The following is a 20,065-nucleotide window of genomic DNA, read 5'->3' as shown; positions in this document are numbered from 1 at the left end:
GTGGGTCACCCTCTCTCGGTGTGATGTCTGAACCGGGGACTAGGGATGCCGCAGCTGCGGCATCCCGTCGATTCGGCTCGCTTTGTTCAGTCGCCCCTCCTCAGTGGTCGGTCGGCAGCACGCCGTCCTCGAAGACCGTGTGGTCGTCGTGGGGCACCTGGGTGACGGTCAGCCCGAGACCCGCCAGCGGAATCTGAGCGCCATAGGCGGTCTGGTCCATCGCGTCCGGGTCGAAGACGACCTGCGCCCGCACCTGGAAGTGGTTCGTGCCGCGCGCGAGTTCGAATTCATCGGTGGTCGCGTGCCAGGCGGGGTCAGGGTTGTAGTCAGGGTCGTTCACGTCCATCAGCTGGCGGATCTCAACCGAGTGGGTGAGGCCTTCGAAGAAGGCGAGGGCCTTCTCTTTGGCTGCCTGGTCTTGGATCTCGTCGAGCTTGAGGTTGTCCAGGCTGACGTCGAACTTGGCGTTGAGGTAGTCGCCGTCGACGATCACCGGAACGTCCGTCCAGGTCATCGTCACGAGGTCGCCGGGCACGAACCTGACGGCCGCGACATCTTCCTCAGCGATGGGGTGGCCGTTGATGGTCCAGACGGCCTGGGGCATCTTCTCCCAGCCGAATTCCAATCGGCCAGCCTCGATGAGCGCATCGCTTCGCAGGCCCGCAGTGTCTTCCCAGAGGGCGAAGGTCCCTGCTCCACCCAGCAGAAGGGCGACACCGGCGGCGCTGGCGATCGCGCCCTTGAACAGCTTGTTCATCAGGTGTTCCTGCTTTCTGTCGTCAGCCGGAACCGTTGGTGAGCAGGCCCGGCCTGTTCGCCCCCTGCACCTTAATTCTACGCTTAGATACAAGTTGAATGGTGTGAGGAAGACCTACTCGGGGCGCATTGACAGACCCGGCGGCGGCCAGGCGCGGCCCCGCGGCTCGGGGGAATCCGATGGCTCCACGGCGGGCAGAACTCGGCCAGATCGGCCCGATTCTCGCGCGCGGTTCGGCGGGCGCTCGGCCTTCAGCTCAGGCGACGTCGGAACGCGACCAGCAGCCCGCCCACGAGGGCCAGACCGGCCGCGGCGGCAGCCGCCCACCACGGCACCGAGCTGCCGGTGTCGGGCAGTCGCATGATCGCGACGACCTCGTGCGAGGTCGTGTCGCAATGCGGCGGCGCATCGGCCAGGGTCGCACAATCGACCGCGGCCGGATCGACGATGAGCTGGTTGAAGATCGTGGTGCCGACGGCGTCCTCATCGACGCGCACCCGGAAGCTGGCCGTCTCGACGTCGCTCAGAAGCGGGATGGTCCAGACGAGGTGGTCGCCCTGGAACTCCGCCGAGCCCGCAGAGGTGGTGAGGCTGCCGCCCACGAGCGTTGCGCCCGAGAACACCCGGGAGACGTCATCGGTCACCACGGCGTCGTGCGTCGGGTTCCCGTCGAGCAGGCGGGCGGTCAGCGTGTAGGTGATCACCGTGCCGGGGGTGACACGGCCGGAAGGCGGGTCGCTCGACTTCTCGGCGGTCCACAGGCTGTACGAGTTGGTGGCCGTGCACACGGCAGCGCTTCCCGCGGGGATCGTGAGGCTCTCACCCGAGACCGTCGTCCCGCCGATGTCGCACTGCAGCCCGATGAGCTGGTAGCCGGGCGGCCCCTCCGCCTCGGTGATGCGGTATTCCTGCCCGGGGCGCACGATGGTGTCGCTGCCAGGTGAGGCGGCGCCGGTGATCGAGCGCGTCGGCAGCCCAGCGGGAGCCGGTGGCACGGGCGCGACCGTGAAGTGGAAGTCGCTCGCCGCGGCGGTTCCGCCGTCGACATTCTTGATGATCGTCAGCGGCGCGGCGGTGTTCGTGAAGGTGCAGGTGAAGGTCTGCCCGAGCGGCACGGAGACGCTGCCGTCGGCACCCATCGGATCACCGGGCTGGACCTCCCCATTGACCGTCTGCGCGCAGTCGGCCGACCCGGTGGACAGCGGCCACCTGATGGGCTGCTCGCGCACATCGTGCTGCACGTAGTTCAGGAGCTCCGGATCGTCGCCGGCCTGCTCGGCGAGCTGGTAGGACACCTCGGGCGTCACCTCGCTCGCCACCCCGGTCGTGCCCGACGGTCCCGGAAGCGCTGACGTCGGCGGATGAGCCGTCAGAGTCCACGAGTCGGGCGACGCGGGCCCGCCCAGCACCTGCTTCACCAGCACGAGGTGGCTGACACACGACACCGCGTTGGTGATCGTCCACTCGTTGAGCCCTGCGGTGATGTTCGGCACGGTCGTCGCCGGGGCGGCGGTGCCGAGATCGAGCGCTCCGGTGATGCCGGTGCCCGTCATCGTCGCCGACGTCAGGGTGCAGCCGGGCGGGATCAGGTTGACCGTCTCGGCGACGTCGACGTCCTCACCTGGGCCGGGCGGCGACGCATCCGGATTGCTGCCGACATAGCCGTAGCGGGGCTCATCCCACGGCTGGTCCGAGATGCCGTCTGGCGCGGGCCCGCCGAGATGCAGGAACGCTTCGAGATCCTCGGGCTGGTCGCCGTTCACGTAGGTGGTGGTGCCCGACGCCGTCGTCACGCTCCAGCGCTTGTGCACGACGACGTGTGCGGGCAGATCACCGGGTGGCGGATCGGGCGCCCGGTTGTAGACGATGCACGTGATGGCGGATTCCGCGCCCAGATCGATCTGGAACCCCGTCGGGTCCGTGTTCGTGACCGGGATCGCCTCGTCGTCCTCGGTCTTGTTCGTGCAGAAGGCGTTCTGGCCGTTGGGATCGAGACTGGTCCCGTCGGCACTGACCGGTTCGAGGGTGTAGCCCGGTTTCTGCGTCTCGGCGACGTTGAAGGTGCCCGTTCCGTTCTCGGGCACGGTGACGTCGAAGTTGGTCGCACCGGTGTACTGGTCGGTCTCTTTGGTGGCCGGCGGCGTCACGGATGCGCCGGGGGTCGTGGTCGATGCGGTGAACTCCCACGGGTCGGGCGGCGTGTAGGCGTCTGCGATCGTGCCGCCCGGCGGGATGACCTGCTTGACCACCGTGATCGTCGGGGCGCACAGGCCGACGATGAGCTGCCGCAGCGCGCCGGCGGCCTCCGCGTAGGTGTCCTCCTGCAGATAGTCGGTGCCGTGGATGTCCGTGCCCGGGATGTACCTGTGCGTTCCCGAGATCGTTCGCAGGTTGTAGGACGACGTCTCGTCGAGCCCGTCGCCCACGCCCACCGCGACGACGCGCGTGCCCTCTGCCTTGAGCTTGTTCGCCGAGGCGGTGGCGTTCTCGAGCTCGCGGAAGCGGGTGAATCCGCTGCCGGTCGGGATCGAGGGGTTGTTGGTGTTGCTGCCGGGAATCGACCCGTAGACCGTCGGGTTGCCGTCCGTCAGCACGATCGCGAGATCGACGTGCGTGGCCGATGTCGTCGTCGCGTTCAGCTCTGAAACCGCGTTGAGCCCGGCGTCCCAGTTCGTGTAGTTCGTGGGGATGTTGTTCCAGCCGGCGAAGTGCGCCTTGATGGCGTTCGCGTCGGCGGTGGTCGCCACCGGCATCAGCCCCGTGTTGCTGCCGGGGAAGCCGTTGGCCGGCGAGTCGGTGCCGAAGGTGATGATGGCGAGCTGAGACGGCGTGCCCCGCAGCGAGTCGACGCCGTTGGTCAGCGCCGCCTTCAAGTTGTTGAGCTCACCCGCTTGCTGGATCGAGCTCGAGAGGTCCACGACCAAGGCGATGTTGACGCCGCACTGCTCAGGCAGTGGCGGATTCGTCTCGACCAGCGGCCAGAACCCGGCCGACGCGGTGCGCCGCTGGAAGTTGTTGCTCGTCGTTCCCGAACCGGTGCTTCCGCCATTGCTGTTCATGAAGGCGGTGTCGCTGACGGTGTCGCCCGGGTCGTCGAGGAATCCGCTGTTCTGAGCGGTGGACACGTATCGGCCACCCGACTGCAGCGCGGGCGTCTGGAACACGTGCTGCGTCTGCAGTCTGGTCGCTGCCGAGGTCGTCAAAGGTGCGGTCTGCCAGTACGCCGGCGAGGTCCAGCCGGCAGGCAGGGCGATCGGCGAGATCCAGAGCCGCGTGCCGGCCGCAACGCCGCCGGCACCGATCGGGACCACGACGTTGCACCATCCGTCGGCGGTCGACGTGCAGGTGGCGACGGGTGTCATGCCGGTCACGAGACCGGTGTCCGGATCGAGGTTCGCCTCTTGTGGGCGCGAGGCGAAGAATCCGAAGGTCGCCCCGCCGACGCCCTCGACCTGCGTCTCGGAGATGCGGTTGCCCGCGACGAAGAGGCCGATCACGGCGGACCCGGCCTGCGCCGGTGGCGGCTCGGCGGCGGCACTCGGCGCGCTGTTCTGACCGCTCGGCAGCACGGCGAGAACCATCGCGGCCAGTCCGATCAAGACCGCCGTCGCCCCTATAGTCATTGCCCTTCGGCGCCGAGCCACATTTGGACGCTACACGTCGCGGCGTGCTTTGCAACAGCACCAGCGTCGGCGCTGTGACCGCATCGCAACGCGCGAAGAGCCCCGCCTGCCAGAACAGTCGGGGCTCTTCGTGAGGGCGTTTTCGCCTAGTGGACGACCACCGGCGAGGCATCCGCATCGCCCTCGATCGCCGCGGGCGCGTTCGATCCCCACAGCGCGTACAGCACGAACGCGAGGCCGACGAACACGACGCCGCCCACGATCGCGGTCGTGAGCCCGCTCGCGATGCCGGCCGTCGCGGCCGCCGAGACGAAGACGGTCGACAGCACCGCGACGCCGATCGAGCCGCCGAGCTGCTGCATCGTCTGCAGCACCGACGAGGTCGCCCCGACGTGCCCGGCGGGCGCATGCGCCATGATCAGCCCCGTCAGCGGCGCGAAGGTGAGGCCGGCTCCGAGGCCCATGACGATGATGGGGCCGAGGATGCCTGACACGTAGCTCTCGTCGGCGTGCAGCTGCGACAGCCAGCCGAGCCCGACGACCAGCGCCGCGAGCCCGACCGCGCCGACGAGCCGCTCGCCGAACTGCGGCAGCAGGCGCGGCGCGAGCTGCGAGACGACGATCATCGTGACGACGAACGGCAGGAGCGAGAGGCCGGTGCCGAGGGCGCTGAAGTGATAGACGTCCTGCGTGAACAGGGTGATCAAGTAGAAGAAGGCGAACATGCCTGCCGGCACGAGCAGCATCGACACCAGCGGCACGGCCGAGCGCGCCCGGGTGAACAGCTGCAGCGGCACGACGGGTGAGTGGTGGCCGCGCTCGATCACGACGAGGCCGATGAGCGCCGCGAGCGCCACCGCGAACGACACGATGACGACTGGGCTGCCCCAGCCGGAGCTCGCCGCCGAGGTGAACCCGTAGACCAGCCCGACCATCGCGATGACGCTGGTCGCTGCGCCGCCGAAGTCGAGCGTCTCACGCGTGCGCTCGGTCTCACCCAGGAAGAACGCGGCGCCGAGCGCGATCAGTACGCCGATCGGAACGTTGACGAACATGACCCACTCCCAGCCGAAGCCGGTCGTGAGCACCCCGCCGAGGATGAGACCGATCGCGCCGCCCGAGCCGGCCGCGAGCACGAAGAGGCTCATCGCACGGTTGCGCTGCGCCCCGGGCGTGGTGTTCTCGATGAGGAGCACGAGCGTGCTCGGCGCGGCGATGGCTGCGCCGATTCCCTGCACGATGCGGGCGACGATGAGCGCGGATGCCGTCGGGGCAAGGCCGCCCGCCGCGCTCGCCAGGATGAAGACGAGCGTGCCGATGATGAGCGCGCGCTTCGCGCCGATCTTCGAACCGAGCTTGCCGGTGAGCAGCATGAGCCCCGCGAACGCGAGCGCGTAGCCGGTCACGACCCAGCTGAGCCCGCTGGGCGTGAAGTGCAGTGCCTTCTGGATGTCGGGCAGCGCGACGTTCACGATGCTCGCGTCGACGACCAGCATGAGCTGGGTGATGAAGACGGTGATGAGGCCGAGGATGGATGCCTTGCGGCGCCGTACGCCGGTCGACTCGCCGCCAGGCGGATGGAGACCCTCGGCGGGGCCTGTGAGATCAAGGGAAAGAGTGTCGGTCACGAGACGTCCGATCACGAGTGGGTGTATGGTCGAAGCCGAATCCGGAGGAAGTCTCCGCCTTTCGGAATCCTCAATATATGGAGACTGGCTCCGCTTTGTCAACAAGCGGAGAGTGGATCCGGTTCGCTGGGAGTGAACGTGACGATGAGTGCGGATGCCGCGACCAAGCGGCCCCTGCGCGCCGACGCGCAGCGCAACTACGACAAGATCGTGCAGGTGGCGGCGCAGGCCTTCGCCGAGAAGGGCACGGGGGCCTCGCTCGACGACATCGCGTGCCGCGCGGGCGTCGGCCCCGGCACGCTCTACCGCCACTTCCCCACCCGTGACGCGCTGCTCGCGGCCGCCCTCGGCGACGCGCTGGCCGACCTCGGCGCCACCGCGCGCCGACTCAGCGAAGAGCCCGACGCGGCGAAGGCCCTCGACGAGTGGATCGTCGAACTGGCTCGCCATCTGCGCACCTACGGCGGCCTCCCCGAGTCGATCGCGACGGCCCTGCAGGACCCGAGCTCTCCGCTGTGCTCGAGCTGTCAGCCGATGACGAAGGGCACCGCGACGATCCTGGCGCGGGCGAAGGAGGCCGGCGCGGTACGCGCCGACGTGCAGGCATCCGATCTCAATGCCCTGATCGGCTCGCTGGCGTGGGCGGCTGAGCAGCGCGGCGATTCGGATGCCGCCCTGCGACGCCTCATCAAGCTGGCGACGAGCGGTCTGCGCTAGCCGCGCGCTTCTTCCTCACGCTCTCGACGGCCGTCGCGACGACCGTGTAGCCGAGGTAGGCGAACAGCAGGCCTGCGACGGTCGGGATGATCCACGAGCGATGGCCACCGGAGTTGATCGCGTCGTTGACCCAGCCGAGCAGGGGCACCGAGTACCAGAGCCGGGCGCGCACCTGCACCTGGCGCACGGGCGGGTCGACGAATCCGTTCGCGTCGCCCTTCGTCGTGAAGTCGAACTGGCCGTCGTCGCGCGACGCGGTCGCGACGACGCGGTGGCTGATCAGCATCGGGTCGTTCGGATAGGGCTGGTACGAGATGACGTCGCCGACGCTGACGGTGTGCATCTCGTCCTGCGAGAGCGGGCGCACCACGAGCATGGTGCCCGGCGGCAGATCGGGCTTCATCGAGTCGGTCAGCACGGTCAGCGGGATCGCGCCGGCGAGGCGTGGAAGGGCGATCGCGACGATGCCGATGCCGAGGATGATGGCGAGGAGGCCTGCGCTCACGCCGTACCAGATCCACTGCCAGACGCTGTCGTCGCGCCCGGGGTGGCCGGGGCGCCCGGGGCGCCCGGGGCGAGCCGTGCGTCCCGATCGGGCAGGTCGGGTGCTCATGGCGCCTCCTCTCAGCTGGGCATCGTCAATTCGGGTTGGTGGCGAACAGCAGGGCGTCGGTCGCAGCGTCCGGCCGCACCCAGACGGTGCCCTGTGCGATGGGGCCGGTCAGCCAGCCGGTGACGTCCGGCACGATCGTGATCGTGAGAGCCGCGGTCTGGCCGACCGGCGGCCACAACGCCGTCGGGATCACGCTCGACGGCAGCGAGTAGGTGGTGTTGTAGGTGCTGATGCCGTTCTGCGGCAACTCGATGCCGTTGACGTAGATCTTGTAGGGCGAGCCGGGCGTCAGCAGCGCGGTGACCGGGTTCGCCCACGTCAGCATCAGCTGGTGGTCGCCCGCCTGGGTGATGGTGAGGTTGACGTTCGGTCCGACCGGCGTCGTGGGGGTCGGAGTGGGCGTGGGCGTGGGCGTCGGCGTGCTGTCGGGCGCGTCGACGGTCTGGGTGAAGGTCGAGGTGGCGTCGCTCGCGGTCCACTTCGATGCGGTGCCGGCCGAGGTGCTGGCCCGGGCGGTGACGGTGACGCTCACGGTCACCGAGGCGCCGTCGAACTGCTGCAGCTCGCCCGAGGGCAGCGTGAGCGTCGCGTCGTAGGCGGCCGACTGCCCGGCGTCGAGCACGAGGCCCTGCAGCCAGGTGTCCCAGCCGGCGGTGCCGCCGCCCTGCTCGGCGGTGAAGGTCGTCGCCACCGCGCCCCACAGTGCCGAGTTGCCGGCCACGACCGTCGGCTTCGCCGTGAACTGCTGCAGCTGCGTCGAGCCGGTGTTCTCGACCACGACGCGGCTCGTGAACGACAGCGCACCGGCGGTGTAGGTCGCGGTCTGGTCGGTGAATCCGCTGACCGCCACATCGGCGATCGCGGCGGTCAACGTGACATCGCTGAGCGAACGGGTGTCGCCCCAGGTGGCGAAGGTGCCGTGGTCGGCCCCGAGGCCGCCTGCGATGAAGGCGGTGCTCACGATCGCGGTGATTGCGAGCACGCGCTGGACGCGCTGACGCGTCCAGCGGCGTGCGAGCCCGAGCTTCATGAGCACCGCCTTTCAGCGTTGCGGTCAGGTGGCCGCGGGCTCGGGGCTGGCCGGAGCCTGCCCGGGCATCTGCACCTGCTTGAGCGTCAGGTCGAAGCCGCTCAGGTCGACCTTGCCGCCCATCGCGACGTGCGCGTCGGTGTTCGGGTCGAAGGTGATCGTCACAGCGATGTTGACAGTCTGGGCGTCGATGGTGTCGCCGCCGGTGATGGTCATCGTGTCGCCGTCGGTCAGCGCCACCGGGTCGCCCTGCGCGTCGGTCACCGCATAGGCGACGTCGAGGGTGTCGAGGAACTCGCTGCCGGCGGTCGCATCGGTCACGTCGCTGCCGTCGGTGCCCGCATCCGTCACGTTGTCCCAGTCGAAGCCGAGCTGCGCCTTCAGGTCGGTGCCGTGGGCGATGATCTGAACGCCGTTGACCTTGTAGAGCAGGATGTCGCCGGGGACGAGCGCGAGGGCCTCGACCTGCTCGTCCGTCAGTGCGCTGGTGCTGCCGTTGAGGTACCACTGCCCCGCCGGCACGGTGCCGAACATCAGGTGCCCGGCCTCGATCTGCGCGTCGGTGCCGGCGTCGGTGTCGTCATTCCAGAGGGCGAACGTTCCCGCCCCTCCGAGGAGAAGTGCCACGCCGGCAGCACCGGCGATGGCACCTTTGAACAGCCTGTTCATCAGATTGCCTGCCATCTCGTGTGTCCGTGCCGGCAGCGGCGGAAGCGATGCCAGCGCCTTCGTCTCCCCGCCGCGGGACGCGGCCGGGGTGCGTGGCCTTCTCGATGGTCGGCTCGGGTAGCCGTACTTCCATGGTGACTTGCCACAGCGGTTGAGCCGAATCCGTTGCCCATATGCACAAAGCCCCGCCGGTCGAACCGGCGGGGCCTGTGGATTATGCAAACGGGTGCCCGGATGGGCGCGCCGCCTTACTCGTTGACAAGCTCGATCTCGGCGCGCGAGAGGCGGGTGCGCGGCTGGCGCTCGCGCTCGGCGAGGGCCTCGCCGAGGTCATCGGGCGAGCCGACGGTGCCGAGGGTCGCGACGACGAACGGCTTCACGTCGGCGGGCAACTCGAACGACGCCGCGAGGGCATCGGCGTCGAAGCCGGTCATCTGGTGCACGTGCAGGCCGTCGTGGTGCGCCTGCACAGAGAGGTGAGCCATCGCCTGGCCGAGGTCGTAGAAGACCGTGTTGCGCAGCTTGCCGGCCTGGTCGCGCAGCTCGGTGTACAGGCCGACGAGCAGCACGGACGCGGTCGGCGCCCACACCTGGTTGAACGGCGCGAGCGAGGCGGCGATCTTCTCGAACGCCTCGGAGCCGCGGCGCGCGACGATGAAGCGCCACGGCTGCGAGTTGCCGCCGGAGGGGCTCCAGCGCGCGGCCTCGAGTGCCGACGCGAGCTTGGTCTCGTCGATCGGCTCCGACGAGTAGGCGCGGGGGCTCCACCGCTCGGCGAGGACGCCGAGGATCGGGGCATCCGTCTGTGCGGTCTTGGACTCAGTGATCAGCGTCATCGCGCTGACTCCTCTCGATTGCTCGCGGGGCAACGGCATCAGCGCCGGTGACTTTGACAACACCATGCGAACGCATGGGGGCTTCGAGGTATTCCTCGCAGGCATCCGTGCAAGAAAAACGCCGATCAGCTCGACCGACGGGATCTCTACAGGGGGGTGGGAGGCGAGCCCGCCGGCCGAGGACCGGGTGGTCAGCGATGACCGAGGGCGAGGCCGGTCGCCGCCGCCCCTTTCGCGTCGGCGAGCCCCGCCCGATGCATCCAGGTTATCTTAGATGCAACAAGAATGCAAAACGGATGCCGCGCGCCGCGGGCCCCCGCCCGCTACGCCAGCGCTCGCGACTCCGGTTCTGCCGGCACCTGGTTGGACTCGAAGAGCACGACCTCGTTGTACTCCCAGCTGCTTACGCGCGCCGACTCGATGGTCAGCTCGTAGACGACCTCGCGGGACTGGTCCTCGGGTGTCATGCCGTCGAGATAGCGCGGCACCTGCGCGCGGTAGAGCTCGGCCACTTCTGGGAAGCCCTTGTCGGCGCGGCGCAGTCGCACGCGGTTGCTGCTGATCGTCGCCCCGCTCTCGGTCGGCACCGTGATGAGCGCGGCGACGCCGCGGTCGAATTCGCGGATCTTCGGTGCCTCGGGCGCCGAGGTCACGTACCAGACGCCCGGGCGGCTCGTGGTGACGAAGCGCATGAAGCGGCTCGAGGGACGGCCGGCGTCGTCGCACGTCGACAGCAGCACGAGGTCGGTGGCGTCGACGAGCGAGTTGAAGATCTCGAGGCCGCGAGCGCGGAACCGCGGGTTCTCGTAGCGCGTCGTGCGCACGCTGTCGATCACGGCGTCGAGGCTCTCGGGGTCGGGCTGGCTCTCCAGCGTGTAGAGCACGCGCGGGATCAGCGCCGAGATCTCCTCGCCCTTGTAGAAGAACTGCTGCCAGCGCCGGCCCGCGTGCAGATCGCCCGAGTACTTCTGGTTGAGGCGCGCGTCTTTGCGGGCGAGCACACGGCGGCCCGCCCACGATCGGAGCCACAGCTCGGCGAGCAGCCAGCCGATCACGGCGCCGATGAGCAGCGCGGGCCAGTCACGCTGCCAAAGCTCGGGCAGCGGCGCCGTCAGGAAGCGGCGGAAGGCGGTGTACGCGATGCCCACGATGAGCGCGATGACGACGGTGATGACGGTGGTCAGGGTGGCGCGGTAGCGCGTGCGCTCGTGGTGCATGGCGCTCACGGCCCGGCGGCGCTTCTTCTGCGTGAACTCGCGCTGCTTCATGTCGTCGATCACGCGCAGATCCTCTGGAGACAGCGCCATCAGTCCACCCCCACGTCGTAGTCCCGGTAGCGGTCGCGCAACTCGTAAGTCTCGAAGTCTGCGTAGGGCTCGATGCGGATGTTGCGCAAATTGATCCGCTCCTCTTCCGGCCCGAACTTCTGCGCGTAAAGGTCTTCGGCGATCGCGAGGCGCAGGTCGAGGCGCTCGACGTCGTATGTGATGTGGTCGCGCCGCCAGCCGTCCTGCCGGCGGTCGAGGAAGAACAGCCCGAGATAGCCGAGCACGAACACGACGAGCAGGATGCCGAGGATGATCGACGTGTCGTCGAACATCACGTAGCCCTCGCGGTAGTTCCACCAGCCGCGATGGTCGTTGCGGTGCAGGATCGCCGACGCGGTGATCCAGATCGGCAGGATCGAGAAGAACCAGCCGACGATCGACAGCAGCAGCTGGGGCACCTTGTTGCGGAAGCGCAGCGGGCCGAAGAACCAGTCGACCGTGAGCTCTTTCTCGTCAACGGTGTGGGTCACGTAATCGGGGTGCAGCTCGGCCGCGTTCTGGATGGCGGCCTTCTCAATCGGGTCGATCATCGCTGCGGTACCTCCTGCTGGGGTTCGCCCTGCCGGGGCTCGCCGCCGGTCAGGCTCGCCGACCGCTCCGGCGACTTCCAGACCCCGCCGTCGCGCAGGGCGAGGATCTTCCGCACGGTGGGGAAGAACTCCCAGACCACGGTGAAGGTGTTCACCATCCAGTACACGAGCATGTACCAGGGCGCGAAGATCAGGTACTTGAGCGTCCTTCCGCCGTCGTTGTAGTACGACGCCGTACTCACCTGGATCGCGCCGACGATCATCTCGATGGCGACGAAGATGCCGACCATGTACCAGTTGTGGAAGAACCGCTCCCAGTTGAGCGTGGCGAGGAAGTAGAGCTGCAACAGGGCGAAGATCGCCATGCTGATCCAGTAGAGGAAGCTCCACACGATGCTGAGCGCGTAGTCGAAGATCACGGGGATCATCGCGTAGTTCGTGATCGGATGCCGCATCAGCCGCGGCCCCTTCGTGAGCAGCACGTAGATGCCGCCCGAGGACCAGCGGCGGCGCTGCTTGATCAGCGGCCCGAGCTTCTCAGGAACGTCGAGGAAGAAGCGGATGTGCGCGGCGAACAGCGCCCGCCAGCCCATCGTCTGCATGTCCCACGCATTGGCGATGTCCTCCGTCGGCTGCTCGGGATGCCAGCCGCCCCCGTCGAGCACCGCCTGCCGGCGGTACATCGTGTTGGCGCCCGAGAACGCGAACAGCGAGCCGATCGCCATCTGACCGCGCTTGATGATGCCGATGATCGAGTTCAGCTCGTTCTGCTGCGCGAGCGCCGTCATGGTGGTGCGGTTGGCCGCCAGCATGTTGCCGGTGACCGCGCCGACGTTGTGACCGCCCGGGCGCTCGAAGTAGCTCATGTACTGCCACAGCGCGTCGGGGCTCGGCTTCGTGTCCGCATCGTTGGAGAGGATGAAGTCGCCCTTGGCGAAGCCCAGGCCCAGGTTGAACGCCGCCGCCTTGCCGCGGTTCGCGACCACGGTGAGCACCCGCAGCCCCTCGAACTCCTGCTGCAGCTCGTCGAGGATCTCGCCGGTGCGGTCGGTGGACCCGTCGTTGAGGACCATTACCTCGTACTTGTCGAGCGGGTAGTTGAGCTTGGTGAAGAGGTAGCGCACGGTGCTCGCGATGGATGCCTCTTCGTTGTGCGCCGGCACGAAGATCGTCACGAACGGCGGCTCGCCCCGCAGCGGCTGCGGCAGGTCGTGCTTCTCGAGGAAGAGCTTGTAGTAGAAGCTCGAGACGATGAACGCCAGGCCGCCGACGATCGGGTAGCCCACGATCACGAAGATCAGGACCTGGATGAACCAGCCCCCCGGCGTCGTCGGCATCGTCCCCCCTCAGAATCGTGCGGTGAATCTGGTGGTACTGGCGCTGATCATACGACCGCCTGCAGCGCTTCCACGATGGCGTCGGCGAAAGCTTCGACATCTTCCTCGGTCGTGTCCCAGGCCGTCATCCAGCGCACCTCGCTGAAGCCGTCGCCGCGGGTCGCGTCCCAGTCGTAGAACGCGTAGCGGTCGCGCACGATGTCGGCGGCGACGGTCGGCAGGGCGGCGAACACGGCATTCGACTGGGTCGGCTGCGTGAACGAGAGACCGGGGGCAGAGGCATCCGCCACCGCTTCTTCAAGCTGCTCGCGCAGGAGTGCCGCCATCTCGTTCGCGTGCTGGGCGGCGCGCAACCACAGGCCGTCCTCGAGCATCGCCACCAGCTGCGCCGCGATGAAGCGCTGCTTGCTCGGCACCTGCATGTCGGCCTTGCGCAGGTACTCGATGCCGAGCGTCGTCTCTGGATCGACGATGACGACCACCTCGCCGAACGCCCCGCCGTTCTTGCTCGCGCCGAAGCTGATGATGTCGACGCCGACCTCTGTCGTGAAGTCGGCGAGCGGCAGGTCGAGGGCGGCCGCCGCGTTGGCGAGCCGGGCGCCGTCGAGGTGCACCGTGAGGCCACGGCTGTGCGCGTGGTCGGCGATCTCGGCGATCTCGTCCGCGGTGTAGACGGTGCCGAGCTCGGTCACCTGCGTGATGCTGACGACGCTCGGCTGGGCGCGGTGCTGGTCGCCCCAGCCCCACGCCTGGCGGTCGATGAGCTCTGGGGTGAGCTTGCCGTTGGCGGTTTTCACCGGCAGCAGCTTGAGGCCGCCGACGCGCTCAGGCGCCCCGTTCTCGTCGGTGTTGATGTGGGCGGATTCGGCGCAGATCACGCCTGACCAGCGCTCGGTGATGCTCTGCAGTGCGAGCACGTTGGCGCCGGTGCCGTTGAGCGCGATGTGGGCTTCCGCCGCATCGCCGAACTGCTCCTTGATCAGCGCGGTGAGGCGCTTGCTGTAGACGTCGGCCCCGTAGCTCGGCTGGTGGCCGCCGTTCGCGATGAACATCGCCTCGAGCACCTCGGGGATCGCGCCCGCGTAGTTGTCGCTCGCGAAGCTCGTGATGGACGGATCGTGCAGACGCTCGAAGGCCATGGCCCCATCATGGCCAAACCGCATCGAGTACGCAGTACTCGCGGCTAAGTCCGCCGCGAAACCGCGAGTACGGCGTACTCGATTCAGGAGGCGACGGAAGCGGGGTCGGGGGCGAGCGACGCGTCGAGGATCGCCTGGACCCGATCGCGGCAGCCGCCGCAGCCCGTGCCGGCGCGCGTCGCGCGGCCGACCGCGTCGAGCGTCGCGCAGCCCGACTGCGCCGCGTCAGAGATACGGCCCGCCGTCACGCCGTTGCAGGTGCAGACGACGGATGCCGGGGTGAGGGCGCCACTGCCGGAGGGCGTCGCGTCCGGGCCGTCGAGCCGCAGCAGCACCGAGCGATCGGCGGGCAGCGGGGCGCCCTGCTCGAACAGCAGCGTGAGCTCGGCGCCGGTGCGGGCCATGCCGACCGAGACGAAGGCCGCGAGCCGGTCGCCCTGGGTGACCAGCTTGACGTAGCGGCCCGCGAGCGGATCGGCCCACTGGCTGATCCGCCTGCCCTGGTGGCCGTGGGCGAGGCATCCGTGCGCATCGATCTCGTCCCAGATGTCGGGTGTCACGTCGCCGGCCGCGACGACGTCGACGCCGTCCGCTTTGAGCATCACGACGGGCAGGCGCTCGGTTTCGAGGGGCGTGACGGATGCCGGCAGCCCGAGCGCCTCGTCGGCGAGCCGCGCCGCAAGCCACGCCGCCTGCCGCCAGCCGGGGCCGACGAGGCCGCTCGGGGCGCCGGGAACGCGCACCGTCGGGTCGAGCAGCACGTCGTCGGCGACCGAGCTCGGGGCGACGACCTGGGCGCAGTCCCCGATGGCATAGACGTCGGGGTCGGTCCACGACCGCAGCTCGTGGTCGACCACGATGCCGGCCGAGACGCGCAGGCCGGCCGCGGCGGCCAGCTCGGTGCGGGCGCTGACGCCGCACGACAGCACGAGCAGCGAGCCGCGCACCACGGTTCCGTCGGCGCAGACGAGGCCGTCGAACACCTGGCGGCCGTGGTCGTCATCGCGCAGCAGTACCTCTTCGGCGCGGGCGTGCGGGTGCATCGCGACCCCGACGGCGCTCGACAAGCGGGCGAGTACGCGCCCCGCACCCTGGTCGAGGTTGCGGCCCATCGGAACACCGTCGTGATACACGACCGAGACCCGCGCCCCGGCCTCGGCTGCCGCGAGGGCGAACTCCATGCCGAGCACTCCGGCACCGAGCACCACGAGCTCGGCGGCGGGGTCGGCCTCGAGGCGGGAGCGCAGCACTTGCGCGTCTTCCAGAGTGCGCAGCGCGATCACGCCGCGCGGCAGGGGGCGGCCGCCCTCGTCGAGCCGGCCGGCCTCGCGCACGACGGCGAGCCGGTCGCGCCGCGAGCGCTCGAGACCGTCGAGGGTCGGGATGTTGGCGCGTGCGCCGGTCGCGAAGACGAGTCGGTCGTAGGGAAGTCGCTCCTGCCCGTGCTCGTCGCTGCTGAGGTGAACCACGTGCTCCGCCGGCGAGACGCCGACGACCGCCGCGCCGAGGCGGAAGACGACGCCGGCCGCCGCGGCCGCTGCCGTGTCGGTCGTCTCGAGGCGGTCGCGGTCTGCGCGGCCGACGGCGTATTCGCCGATCAGCACCCGGTTGTAGGCGTCGTGGGTCTCGGCGCCGATCACGGTCAGTTCGACTCCCCCCGCCTCGACGGCGGGCAGCAGCTCTTCCACGAAGCGCGCGCCGACGGGGCCGTAGCCGATCAGGGCGACCCTCATGCGCTCACCGCCTGGGCAGGCCGCCGGATTGAGCCTGTCGAAACCGTCCGCTCGCCCACCGCGCGCAGCGCGCGCACTCGCACGCGCGTGCGCTTGAACTCGGGCATGCCCGAGATGGGGTCGACGGATGCCGCGACGAGGCGGTTCACACTCTCGTCGCCGGCGAAGTGGAAGGGCAGGAAGACGGTGTCTGGGCGGATGCCTGCCGAGAAGGCGACCCGGCACTCGACGCGCCCGCGCTCGTTGGCGAGCTCGACGCGGCCGCCGTCGTCGAGGCCGAGGCGGGCGGCGGTCGCGGGGTGGATCTCGAGCAGGGCCTCTGGCGCGGCCTCGAGCAGCTCGGGGATGAGGCGCGTCTGGGCTCCCGACTGGTAGTGGCCGAGCAGCCGGCCGGTGATGAGCGTGAGCTCGTCGTCGGGACGGTATGCCGCGGCATCCGCCACCTCGCCGCGCACGCGCACGGGAACGAGCCGGGCGCGGCCGTCGGCGTGGGCGAACCGGTCAGTGAACAGGCGGGGCGTGCCCTCTGACGCGTCGGCGGTGCCGGCCGGGAAGGGCCAGTAGGCCGCACGGCCCGCGTCGAGCTGCGCGTCGAGGCGCTCGTGGCTGAGCCCGGAGTAGTCGGCGATGCCGCCGGCGCTGGCGCGGACGAGCTCGTCGAACACGACGGCCGGGTCGGTCGGCCAGGTGCTCGGGGCATCGAGGCGGCGGGCGAGCTCGGCGAGGATCCAGAGCTCGCTGCGCACCTCGGGCGGCGGCGCGAGCGCGGCGCGGCGGCGCAGCACGCGGCCCTCGAGGTTGGTCATCGTGCCCTCCTCCTCAGCCCACTGCGGCACCGGCAGCACGACGTCCGCGAGGGCCGCCGTCTCGTTGAAGACGAAGTCGCAGACGACGAGCAGGTCGAGATCGGCGAGGCCTGCGCGCACGGCGTTCACGTCGGGCGACGAGACGAGCAGGTTCGAGCCGTGCACGAGCAGGCAGCGCACGCCGCCGCTCTCGCCCGGGCGGCCGAGCGCGGCGAGAAGCTCGGCCGCGGGAAGCCCTGGGCCGGGCAGCGTGTCGGGCGCGACGCCCCACACGCCCGCGACGTGGCGGCGCGCCCTCGGGTCGGTGATCTTGCGGTAGCCGGGCAGCTGATCGGCCTTCTGGCCGTGCTCGCGGCCGCCTTGGCCGTTGCCCTGGCCGGTCAGGGTGCCGTAGCCGCCGTCGGCCGACCCGACGAGCCCGAGCAGCAGGGCCAGGTTGATGGCGGCGGTTGCGGTGTCGGTGCCGTCGACGTGCTGCTCGACGCCGCGCCCCGTGATCACATAGGCGCCGCCTTCCGCGAGCCGGCGCGCGACCCTGCGTTGCAGTTCGACGGGCACACCGGTGACGGATGCCACGCGCTCGGGCCACCACTGCGAGACCGACCGGCGCAGCGCCGCGAATCCCTCGGTGCGGTTGTCGACGTAGTGCCGGTCGACGAGACCTTCGGCGATGGCGATGTGGGCGAGCCCGAGCAGCAGCACGAGGTCGGTCCCCGGTGCCGGCTGCACGTGTATTCCGCCGCCGGCATGCGTCAGCTTCGCGGTGCTGGTCTCGCGCGGGTCGACGACGATCAGGCCGCCGGCCGCACGCGCACTTTCGAGGTGGCGCACGAACGGCGGCATCGTGTCGGCCGGGTTCGAGCCGATCAGCATGATCGTGCGCGCATCGTCGAGGTCGCTGACCCGGAAGGGCAGCCCGCGGTCGACGCCGAAGGCACGGTTGCCGGCGGCCGCAGCCGACGACATGCAGTACCGGCCGTTGTAGTCGATCCGGCTCGTGCCGAGCGCGACCCGCGCGAACTTGCCGAGTTGGTACGCCTTCTCGTTCGTGAGGCCGCCGCCGCCGAACACCGCGACCGAGTCAGGGCCGAACGCGGCGCGCGCAGCGCGCAGACGGGCGGCGATGAGGTCGAGCGACTCCTCCCAGCTCGCCTCGGTGAAGGTGCCGTCGGGCTGCCGGACGAGTGGGCGCGTGACGCGGCTCGGCCGGGAGAGCAGTTCGGCCGAGGTCCAGCCCTTCCGGCACAGGCCGCCGCGGTTCGTGGGGAACTCTCTCGGCGAGACGGCGACGGGTGAGGCCGCCGGACTGAGCCCGTCGAAATCATCCGTGCTGCTCGGCTCAAGCCGCATTGCGCACTGCAGCGCGCAGTAGGGGCAGTGGGTGTCCGCGGCCCGGGCCGCGACCGGCGAGGTCACAGGCGGGTCCGCTTCCGCGCGGCGGGAACGACATATACCGCGAGCGTTATGGCGAGGAATCCGGCATAGGCCGCAACGAACCACCAGAGCCCGTGCGCGTAGTCGCCGAAGTGCGACTTCGAGGCGCCGAGCAGCTGGGGCACGAGGAAACCGCCGTACGCTCCGAAGGCCGCCACGATGCCGAGCGCGGCCGAGGCCTTGCGCTGCGCCCCGACGTCACCGCCGTGGTGGTGCCCGTCGGCCGACCCGCTGCGCAGTGCGAACACCGTGGGGATCATGCGGTACATGGCGCCGTTGCCCACACCGCTCGCGACGAACAGGACCAGGAAGCAGGCCAGGAAGACGCCGAAGCTGTGCAGCGGCAGGGTCAGCACCGCGGTGGTGGTGCCGGCCGCCATGACGATGAACGCGATCGCGGTCATCGGCGCGCCGCCGAAGCGGTCTGCGAGTCGGCCGCCGTAGGGACGCGATAGCGACCCGACCGCCGCGCCGAGGAACGCGAGCGAGAAGGCGACCGTGCCCACGTGAATGGCCGAGAACTGCGGGAACTCGTCGGCGATGAGCTTCGGGAAGACGCCGGAGAAGCCGATGAACGACCCGAAGGTGCCGACGTAGAGCAGTGCGAGCAGCCACAGGTGCGGCTCGCGCAGCGCGGCGACGGAGGCCGCGAGGTCGGCCTTCGCGCCGGTCAAGTTGTTCATGCGTGTGGCGGCGCCGATGATCGCGATGGCGATGAGCGGCAGCCAGAACCACCCGGCGATCGGCAGGTTGAGCGTGGCACCGGCCGTCAGCGTGACCAGGACCGGCACGAGCAGCTGCGCGACCGCGGCGCCGATGTTGCCGCCCGCGGCGTTGAGGCCGAGCGCCCAGCCCTTCATCCGCTGCGGATAGAAGTACGTGATGTTGGCCATCGAGCTCGCGAAGTTGCCGCCGCCGAAGCCCGCGAGCGCGGCGATCACGAGCATCACGCCGAAGGGCGTCGCCGGGTTGCCGAGCGCGATGGCGAGCGCGGATGCCGGGATTATCAAGAGCGACGCGGACACGATCGTCCAGTTGCGGCCGCCGAACTTCGGGACCATGAACGTGTACGGGAAGCGCAGGGTCGCGCCGACGAGGCTCGGCATCGAGATCAGCCAGAAGGTCTGGCTCACCGAGTAGTGGAAGCCGGCCGCAGGCAATGAGACGACGACGATGCTCCACAGCTGCCAGACGACGAAACCGAGGAACTCGGCGAAGATCGACCAGCGCAGGTTGCGCGCCGCGATCGCTGCGCCGCCGCCTTCCCACTGGGCGGTGTTCTCGGGGTTCCAGCCGTCGATCCAGCGGCCGGGCAGGTGAAGAAGGCCGGGGGCGGATGCCTGCGCAGGCGGTGCTGCGACAGAGGCGGTGCTCGTTGTTGCGGTCATGACTTCCTCAGTTCGACGACGCCGGCGCGGACGCGCACGGGCAGGGTGGGCAGGGCCAGATGGGCGCTTGTGTAGCAGCGGCCGGTCTCGAGGTCGTACACGTCCTTGTGCAGCGGAGAGGCGATGGTGGGGCGGATCGCACCGTCGACGGTGCGGGTGCCGACGAGGCCGCGCGACATGACCATGGCGTGCGCCTCCGGGTCGAAGTTGTCGGTCGCGAACAGGCGGCCGTCTGGAAGAAGGAAGAGGGCGGCCTGGCTGCCGTCAGGCAGCAGCACCGCCTCGCCCCAGAGGGGCTCGAGCTGAGTCAGGTGGCAGGCGGCGATCCAGTCCAGGCCGTCGTGTGAGGCATCCGTAGGCCGCGCAGCGGGCGATTCGATCAGCGTCATGCCGGTCACGCTAGGAAGCGGCCGTTTCCGCACCGTCACGCGTCGTGACCCGGGAGTAAAAAAGTCCTCACGCCGCTCCCAGCCCCTCGTGAGGACTTCGACACACGC

At 69.6% G+C, this 20,065-nt stretch carries 16 protein-coding genes; 1 reads left to right on the top strand and 15 read right to left on the bottom strand.

The window, feature by feature from the left end; all coding sequences use genetic code 11:
* Positions 1–100: 100 nt before the first annotated feature.
* The 3 genes from ABD736_RS09870 to ABD736_RS09860 all read right to left on the bottom strand — a co-directional run bounded on the left by ABD736_RS09870 (position 101) and on the right by ABD736_RS09860 (position 6,008).
* On the bottom strand, positions 101–757 hold the full coding sequence (locus ABD736_RS09870) for an alternate-type signal peptide domain-containing protein (RefSeq protein WP_344791586.1): 657 nt from the start codon (positions 755–757) through the stop codon (positions 101–103).
* Between the two features lie 251 nt (positions 758–1,008).
* Positions 1,009–4,356 carry a DUF7927 domain-containing protein gene (locus ABD736_RS09865; RefSeq protein WP_344791585.1) on the bottom strand — a complete coding sequence of 1,116 codons (3,348 nt, stop codon included), beginning with the start codon at positions 4,354–4,356 and terminating at the stop codon, positions 1,009–1,011.
* Positions 4,357–4,526: 170 nt separating this feature from the next.
* Positions 4,527–6,008, bottom strand: coding sequence for a DHA2 family efflux MFS transporter permease subunit (locus ABD736_RS09860; RefSeq protein ID WP_344791584.1), 1,482 nt, complete (start codon positions 6,006–6,008; stop codon positions 4,527–4,529).
* A gap of 144 nt (positions 6,009–6,152) precedes the next feature.
* Here ABD736_RS09860 and ABD736_RS09855 point away from each other — a divergent pair, with 144 nt between their 5' ends.
* The gene (locus tag ABD736_RS09855; RefSeq protein WP_344792237.1) at positions 6,153–6,725 is read left to right on the top strand and encodes a TetR/AcrR family transcriptional regulator; all 573 of its coding nucleotides are present in this window, start codon (positions 6,153–6,155) and stop codon (positions 6,723–6,725) included.
* Here the strand turns inward: ABD736_RS09855 and ABD736_RS09850 are convergent.
* From ABD736_RS09850 to nirD, 12 genes are all read right to left on the bottom strand, one after another.
* Complete coding sequence (locus ABD736_RS09850) at positions 6,697–7,338, bottom strand: signal peptidase I (RefSeq protein WP_344791583.1); 642 nt, start codon at positions 7,336–7,338, stop codon at positions 6,697–6,699. The genes ABD736_RS09855 and ABD736_RS09850 overlap by 29 nt on opposite strands.
* Positions 7,339–7,363: 25 nt before the next feature.
* Positions 7,364–8,368 carry a hypothetical protein gene (locus ABD736_RS09845; protein ID WP_344791582.1) on the bottom strand — a complete coding sequence of 335 codons (1,005 nt, stop codon included), beginning with the start codon at positions 8,366–8,368 and terminating at the stop codon, positions 7,364–7,366.
* Positions 8,369–8,392: 24 nt separating this feature from the next.
* Positions 8,393–9,037, bottom strand: a complete 645-nt coding sequence (locus ABD736_RS09840) for an alternate-type signal peptide domain-containing protein (protein ID WP_344791581.1) — start codon at positions 9,035–9,037, stop codon at positions 8,393–8,395.
* A gap of 248 nt (positions 9,038–9,285) precedes the next feature.
* A complete protein-coding gene (locus tag ABD736_RS09835) occupies positions 9,286–9,873 on the bottom strand; it encodes a nitroreductase family protein (RefSeq protein WP_344791580.1) in 588 nt (195 codons plus the stop codon).
* Between the two features lie 323 nt (positions 9,874–10,196).
* Positions 10,197–11,153, bottom strand: a complete 957-nt coding sequence (locus ABD736_RS09830) for a pyridoxamine 5'-phosphate oxidase family protein (RefSeq protein WP_344791579.1) — start codon at positions 11,151–11,153, stop codon at positions 10,197–10,199.
* A 26-nt stretch (positions 11,154–11,179) separates the two neighbouring features.
* Positions 11,180–11,731 carry a hypothetical protein gene (locus ABD736_RS09825; RefSeq protein ID WP_344791578.1) on the bottom strand — a complete coding sequence of 184 codons (552 nt, stop codon included), beginning with the start codon at positions 11,729–11,731 and terminating at the stop codon, positions 11,180–11,182.
* Positions 11,728–13,068, bottom strand: a complete 1,341-nt coding sequence (locus tag ABD736_RS09820; RefSeq protein ID WP_344791577.1) for a glycosyltransferase family 2 protein — start codon at positions 13,066–13,068, stop codon at positions 11,728–11,730. Before ABD736_RS09820 ends, ABD736_RS09825 begins: the two co-directional genes overlap by 4 nt.
* A gap of 47 nt (positions 13,069–13,115) precedes the next feature.
* A complete protein-coding gene (locus tag ABD736_RS09815) occupies positions 13,116–14,207 on the bottom strand; it encodes a threonine aldolase family protein (protein WP_344791575.1) in 1,092 nt (363 codons plus the stop codon).
* Between the two features lie 83 nt (positions 14,208–14,290).
* The gene (locus ABD736_RS09810; protein WP_344791574.1) at positions 14,291–15,940 is read right to left on the bottom strand and encodes an FAD-dependent oxidoreductase; all 1,650 of its coding nucleotides are present in this window, start codon (positions 15,938–15,940) and stop codon (positions 14,291–14,293) included.
* A complete protein-coding gene (locus tag ABD736_RS09805) occupies positions 15,937–18,162 on the bottom strand; it encodes a molybdopterin oxidoreductase family protein (protein WP_344791573.1) in 2,226 nt (741 codons plus the stop codon). The genes ABD736_RS09810 and ABD736_RS09805 overlap by 4 nt, the downstream gene beginning before the upstream one ends.
* A complete protein-coding gene (locus ABD736_RS09800; RefSeq protein ID WP_344791572.1) occupies positions 18,159–19,568 on the bottom strand; it encodes an MFS transporter in 1,410 nt (469 codons plus the stop codon). Before ABD736_RS09800 ends, ABD736_RS09805 begins: the two co-directional genes overlap by 4 nt.
* Complete coding sequence (gene nirD / locus ABD736_RS09795; protein ID WP_344791570.1) at positions 19,565–19,957, bottom strand: nitrite reductase small subunit NirD; 393 nt, start codon at positions 19,955–19,957, stop codon at positions 19,565–19,567. The genes ABD736_RS09800 and nirD overlap by 4 nt, the downstream gene beginning before the upstream one ends.
* Positions 19,958–20,065 lie beyond the last annotated feature (108 nt).

The sequence above is a fragment of the Gryllotalpicola daejeonensis genome (assembly GCF_039538145.1).
GTDB classification, from domain to species: Bacteria; Actinomycetota; Actinomycetes; order Actinomycetales; family Microbacteriaceae; genus Gryllotalpicola; species Gryllotalpicola daejeonensis.
Note: the sequence above shows the minus strand (reverse complement) of the source record. Positions and strands in the feature narration are given on the sequence as shown.

Excerpts from the sequence above, each read along its gene's own strand:
- ABD736_RS09800 (WP_344791572.1), bottom strand. The coding sequence starts at position 19,568 with ATGACCGCAACAACGAGCACCGCCTCTGTCGCAGCACCGCCTGCGCAG.
- ABD736_RS09810 (WP_344791574.1), bottom strand. The coding sequence starts at position 15,940 with ATGAGGGTCGCCCTGATCGGCTACGGCCCCGTCGGCGCGCGCTTCGTG.
- ABD736_RS09815 (WP_344791575.1), bottom strand. The coding sequence starts at position 14,207 with ATGGCCTTCGAGCGTCTGCACGATCCGTCCATCACGAGCTTCGCGAGC.
- ABD736_RS09820 (WP_344791577.1), bottom strand. The coding sequence starts at position 13,068 with ATGCCGACGACGCCGGGGGGCTGGTTCATCCAGGTCCTGATCTTCGTG.
- ABD736_RS09850 (WP_344791583.1), bottom strand. The coding sequence starts at position 7,338 with ATGAGCACCCGACCTGCCCGATCGGGACGCACGGCTCGCCCCGGGCGC.
- ABD736_RS09870 (WP_344791586.1), bottom strand. The coding sequence starts at position 757 with ATGAACAAGCTGTTCAAGGGCGCGATCGCCAGCGCCGCCGGTGTCGCC.
- nirD (WP_344791570.1), bottom strand. The coding sequence starts at position 19,957 with ATGACGCTGATCGAATCGCCCGCTGCGCGGCCTACGGATGCCTCACAC.
- ABD736_RS09840 (WP_344791581.1), bottom strand. The coding sequence starts at position 9,037 with ATGAACAGGCTGTTCAAAGGTGCCATCGCCGGTGCTGCCGGCGTGGCA.
- ABD736_RS09825 (WP_344791578.1), bottom strand. The coding sequence starts at position 11,731 with ATGATCGACCCGATTGAGAAGGCCGCCATCCAGAACGCGGCCGAGCTG.
- ABD736_RS09855 (WP_344792237.1), top strand. The coding sequence starts at position 6,153 with ATGAGTGCGGATGCCGCGACCAAGCGGCCCCTGCGCGCCGACGCGCAG.
- ABD736_RS09835 (WP_344791580.1), bottom strand. The coding sequence starts at position 9,873 with ATGACGCTGATCACTGAGTCCAAGACCGCACAGACGGATGCCCCGATC.
- ABD736_RS09845 (WP_344791582.1), bottom strand. The coding sequence starts at position 8,368 with ATGAAGCTCGGGCTCGCACGCCGCTGGACGCGTCAGCGCGTCCAGCGC.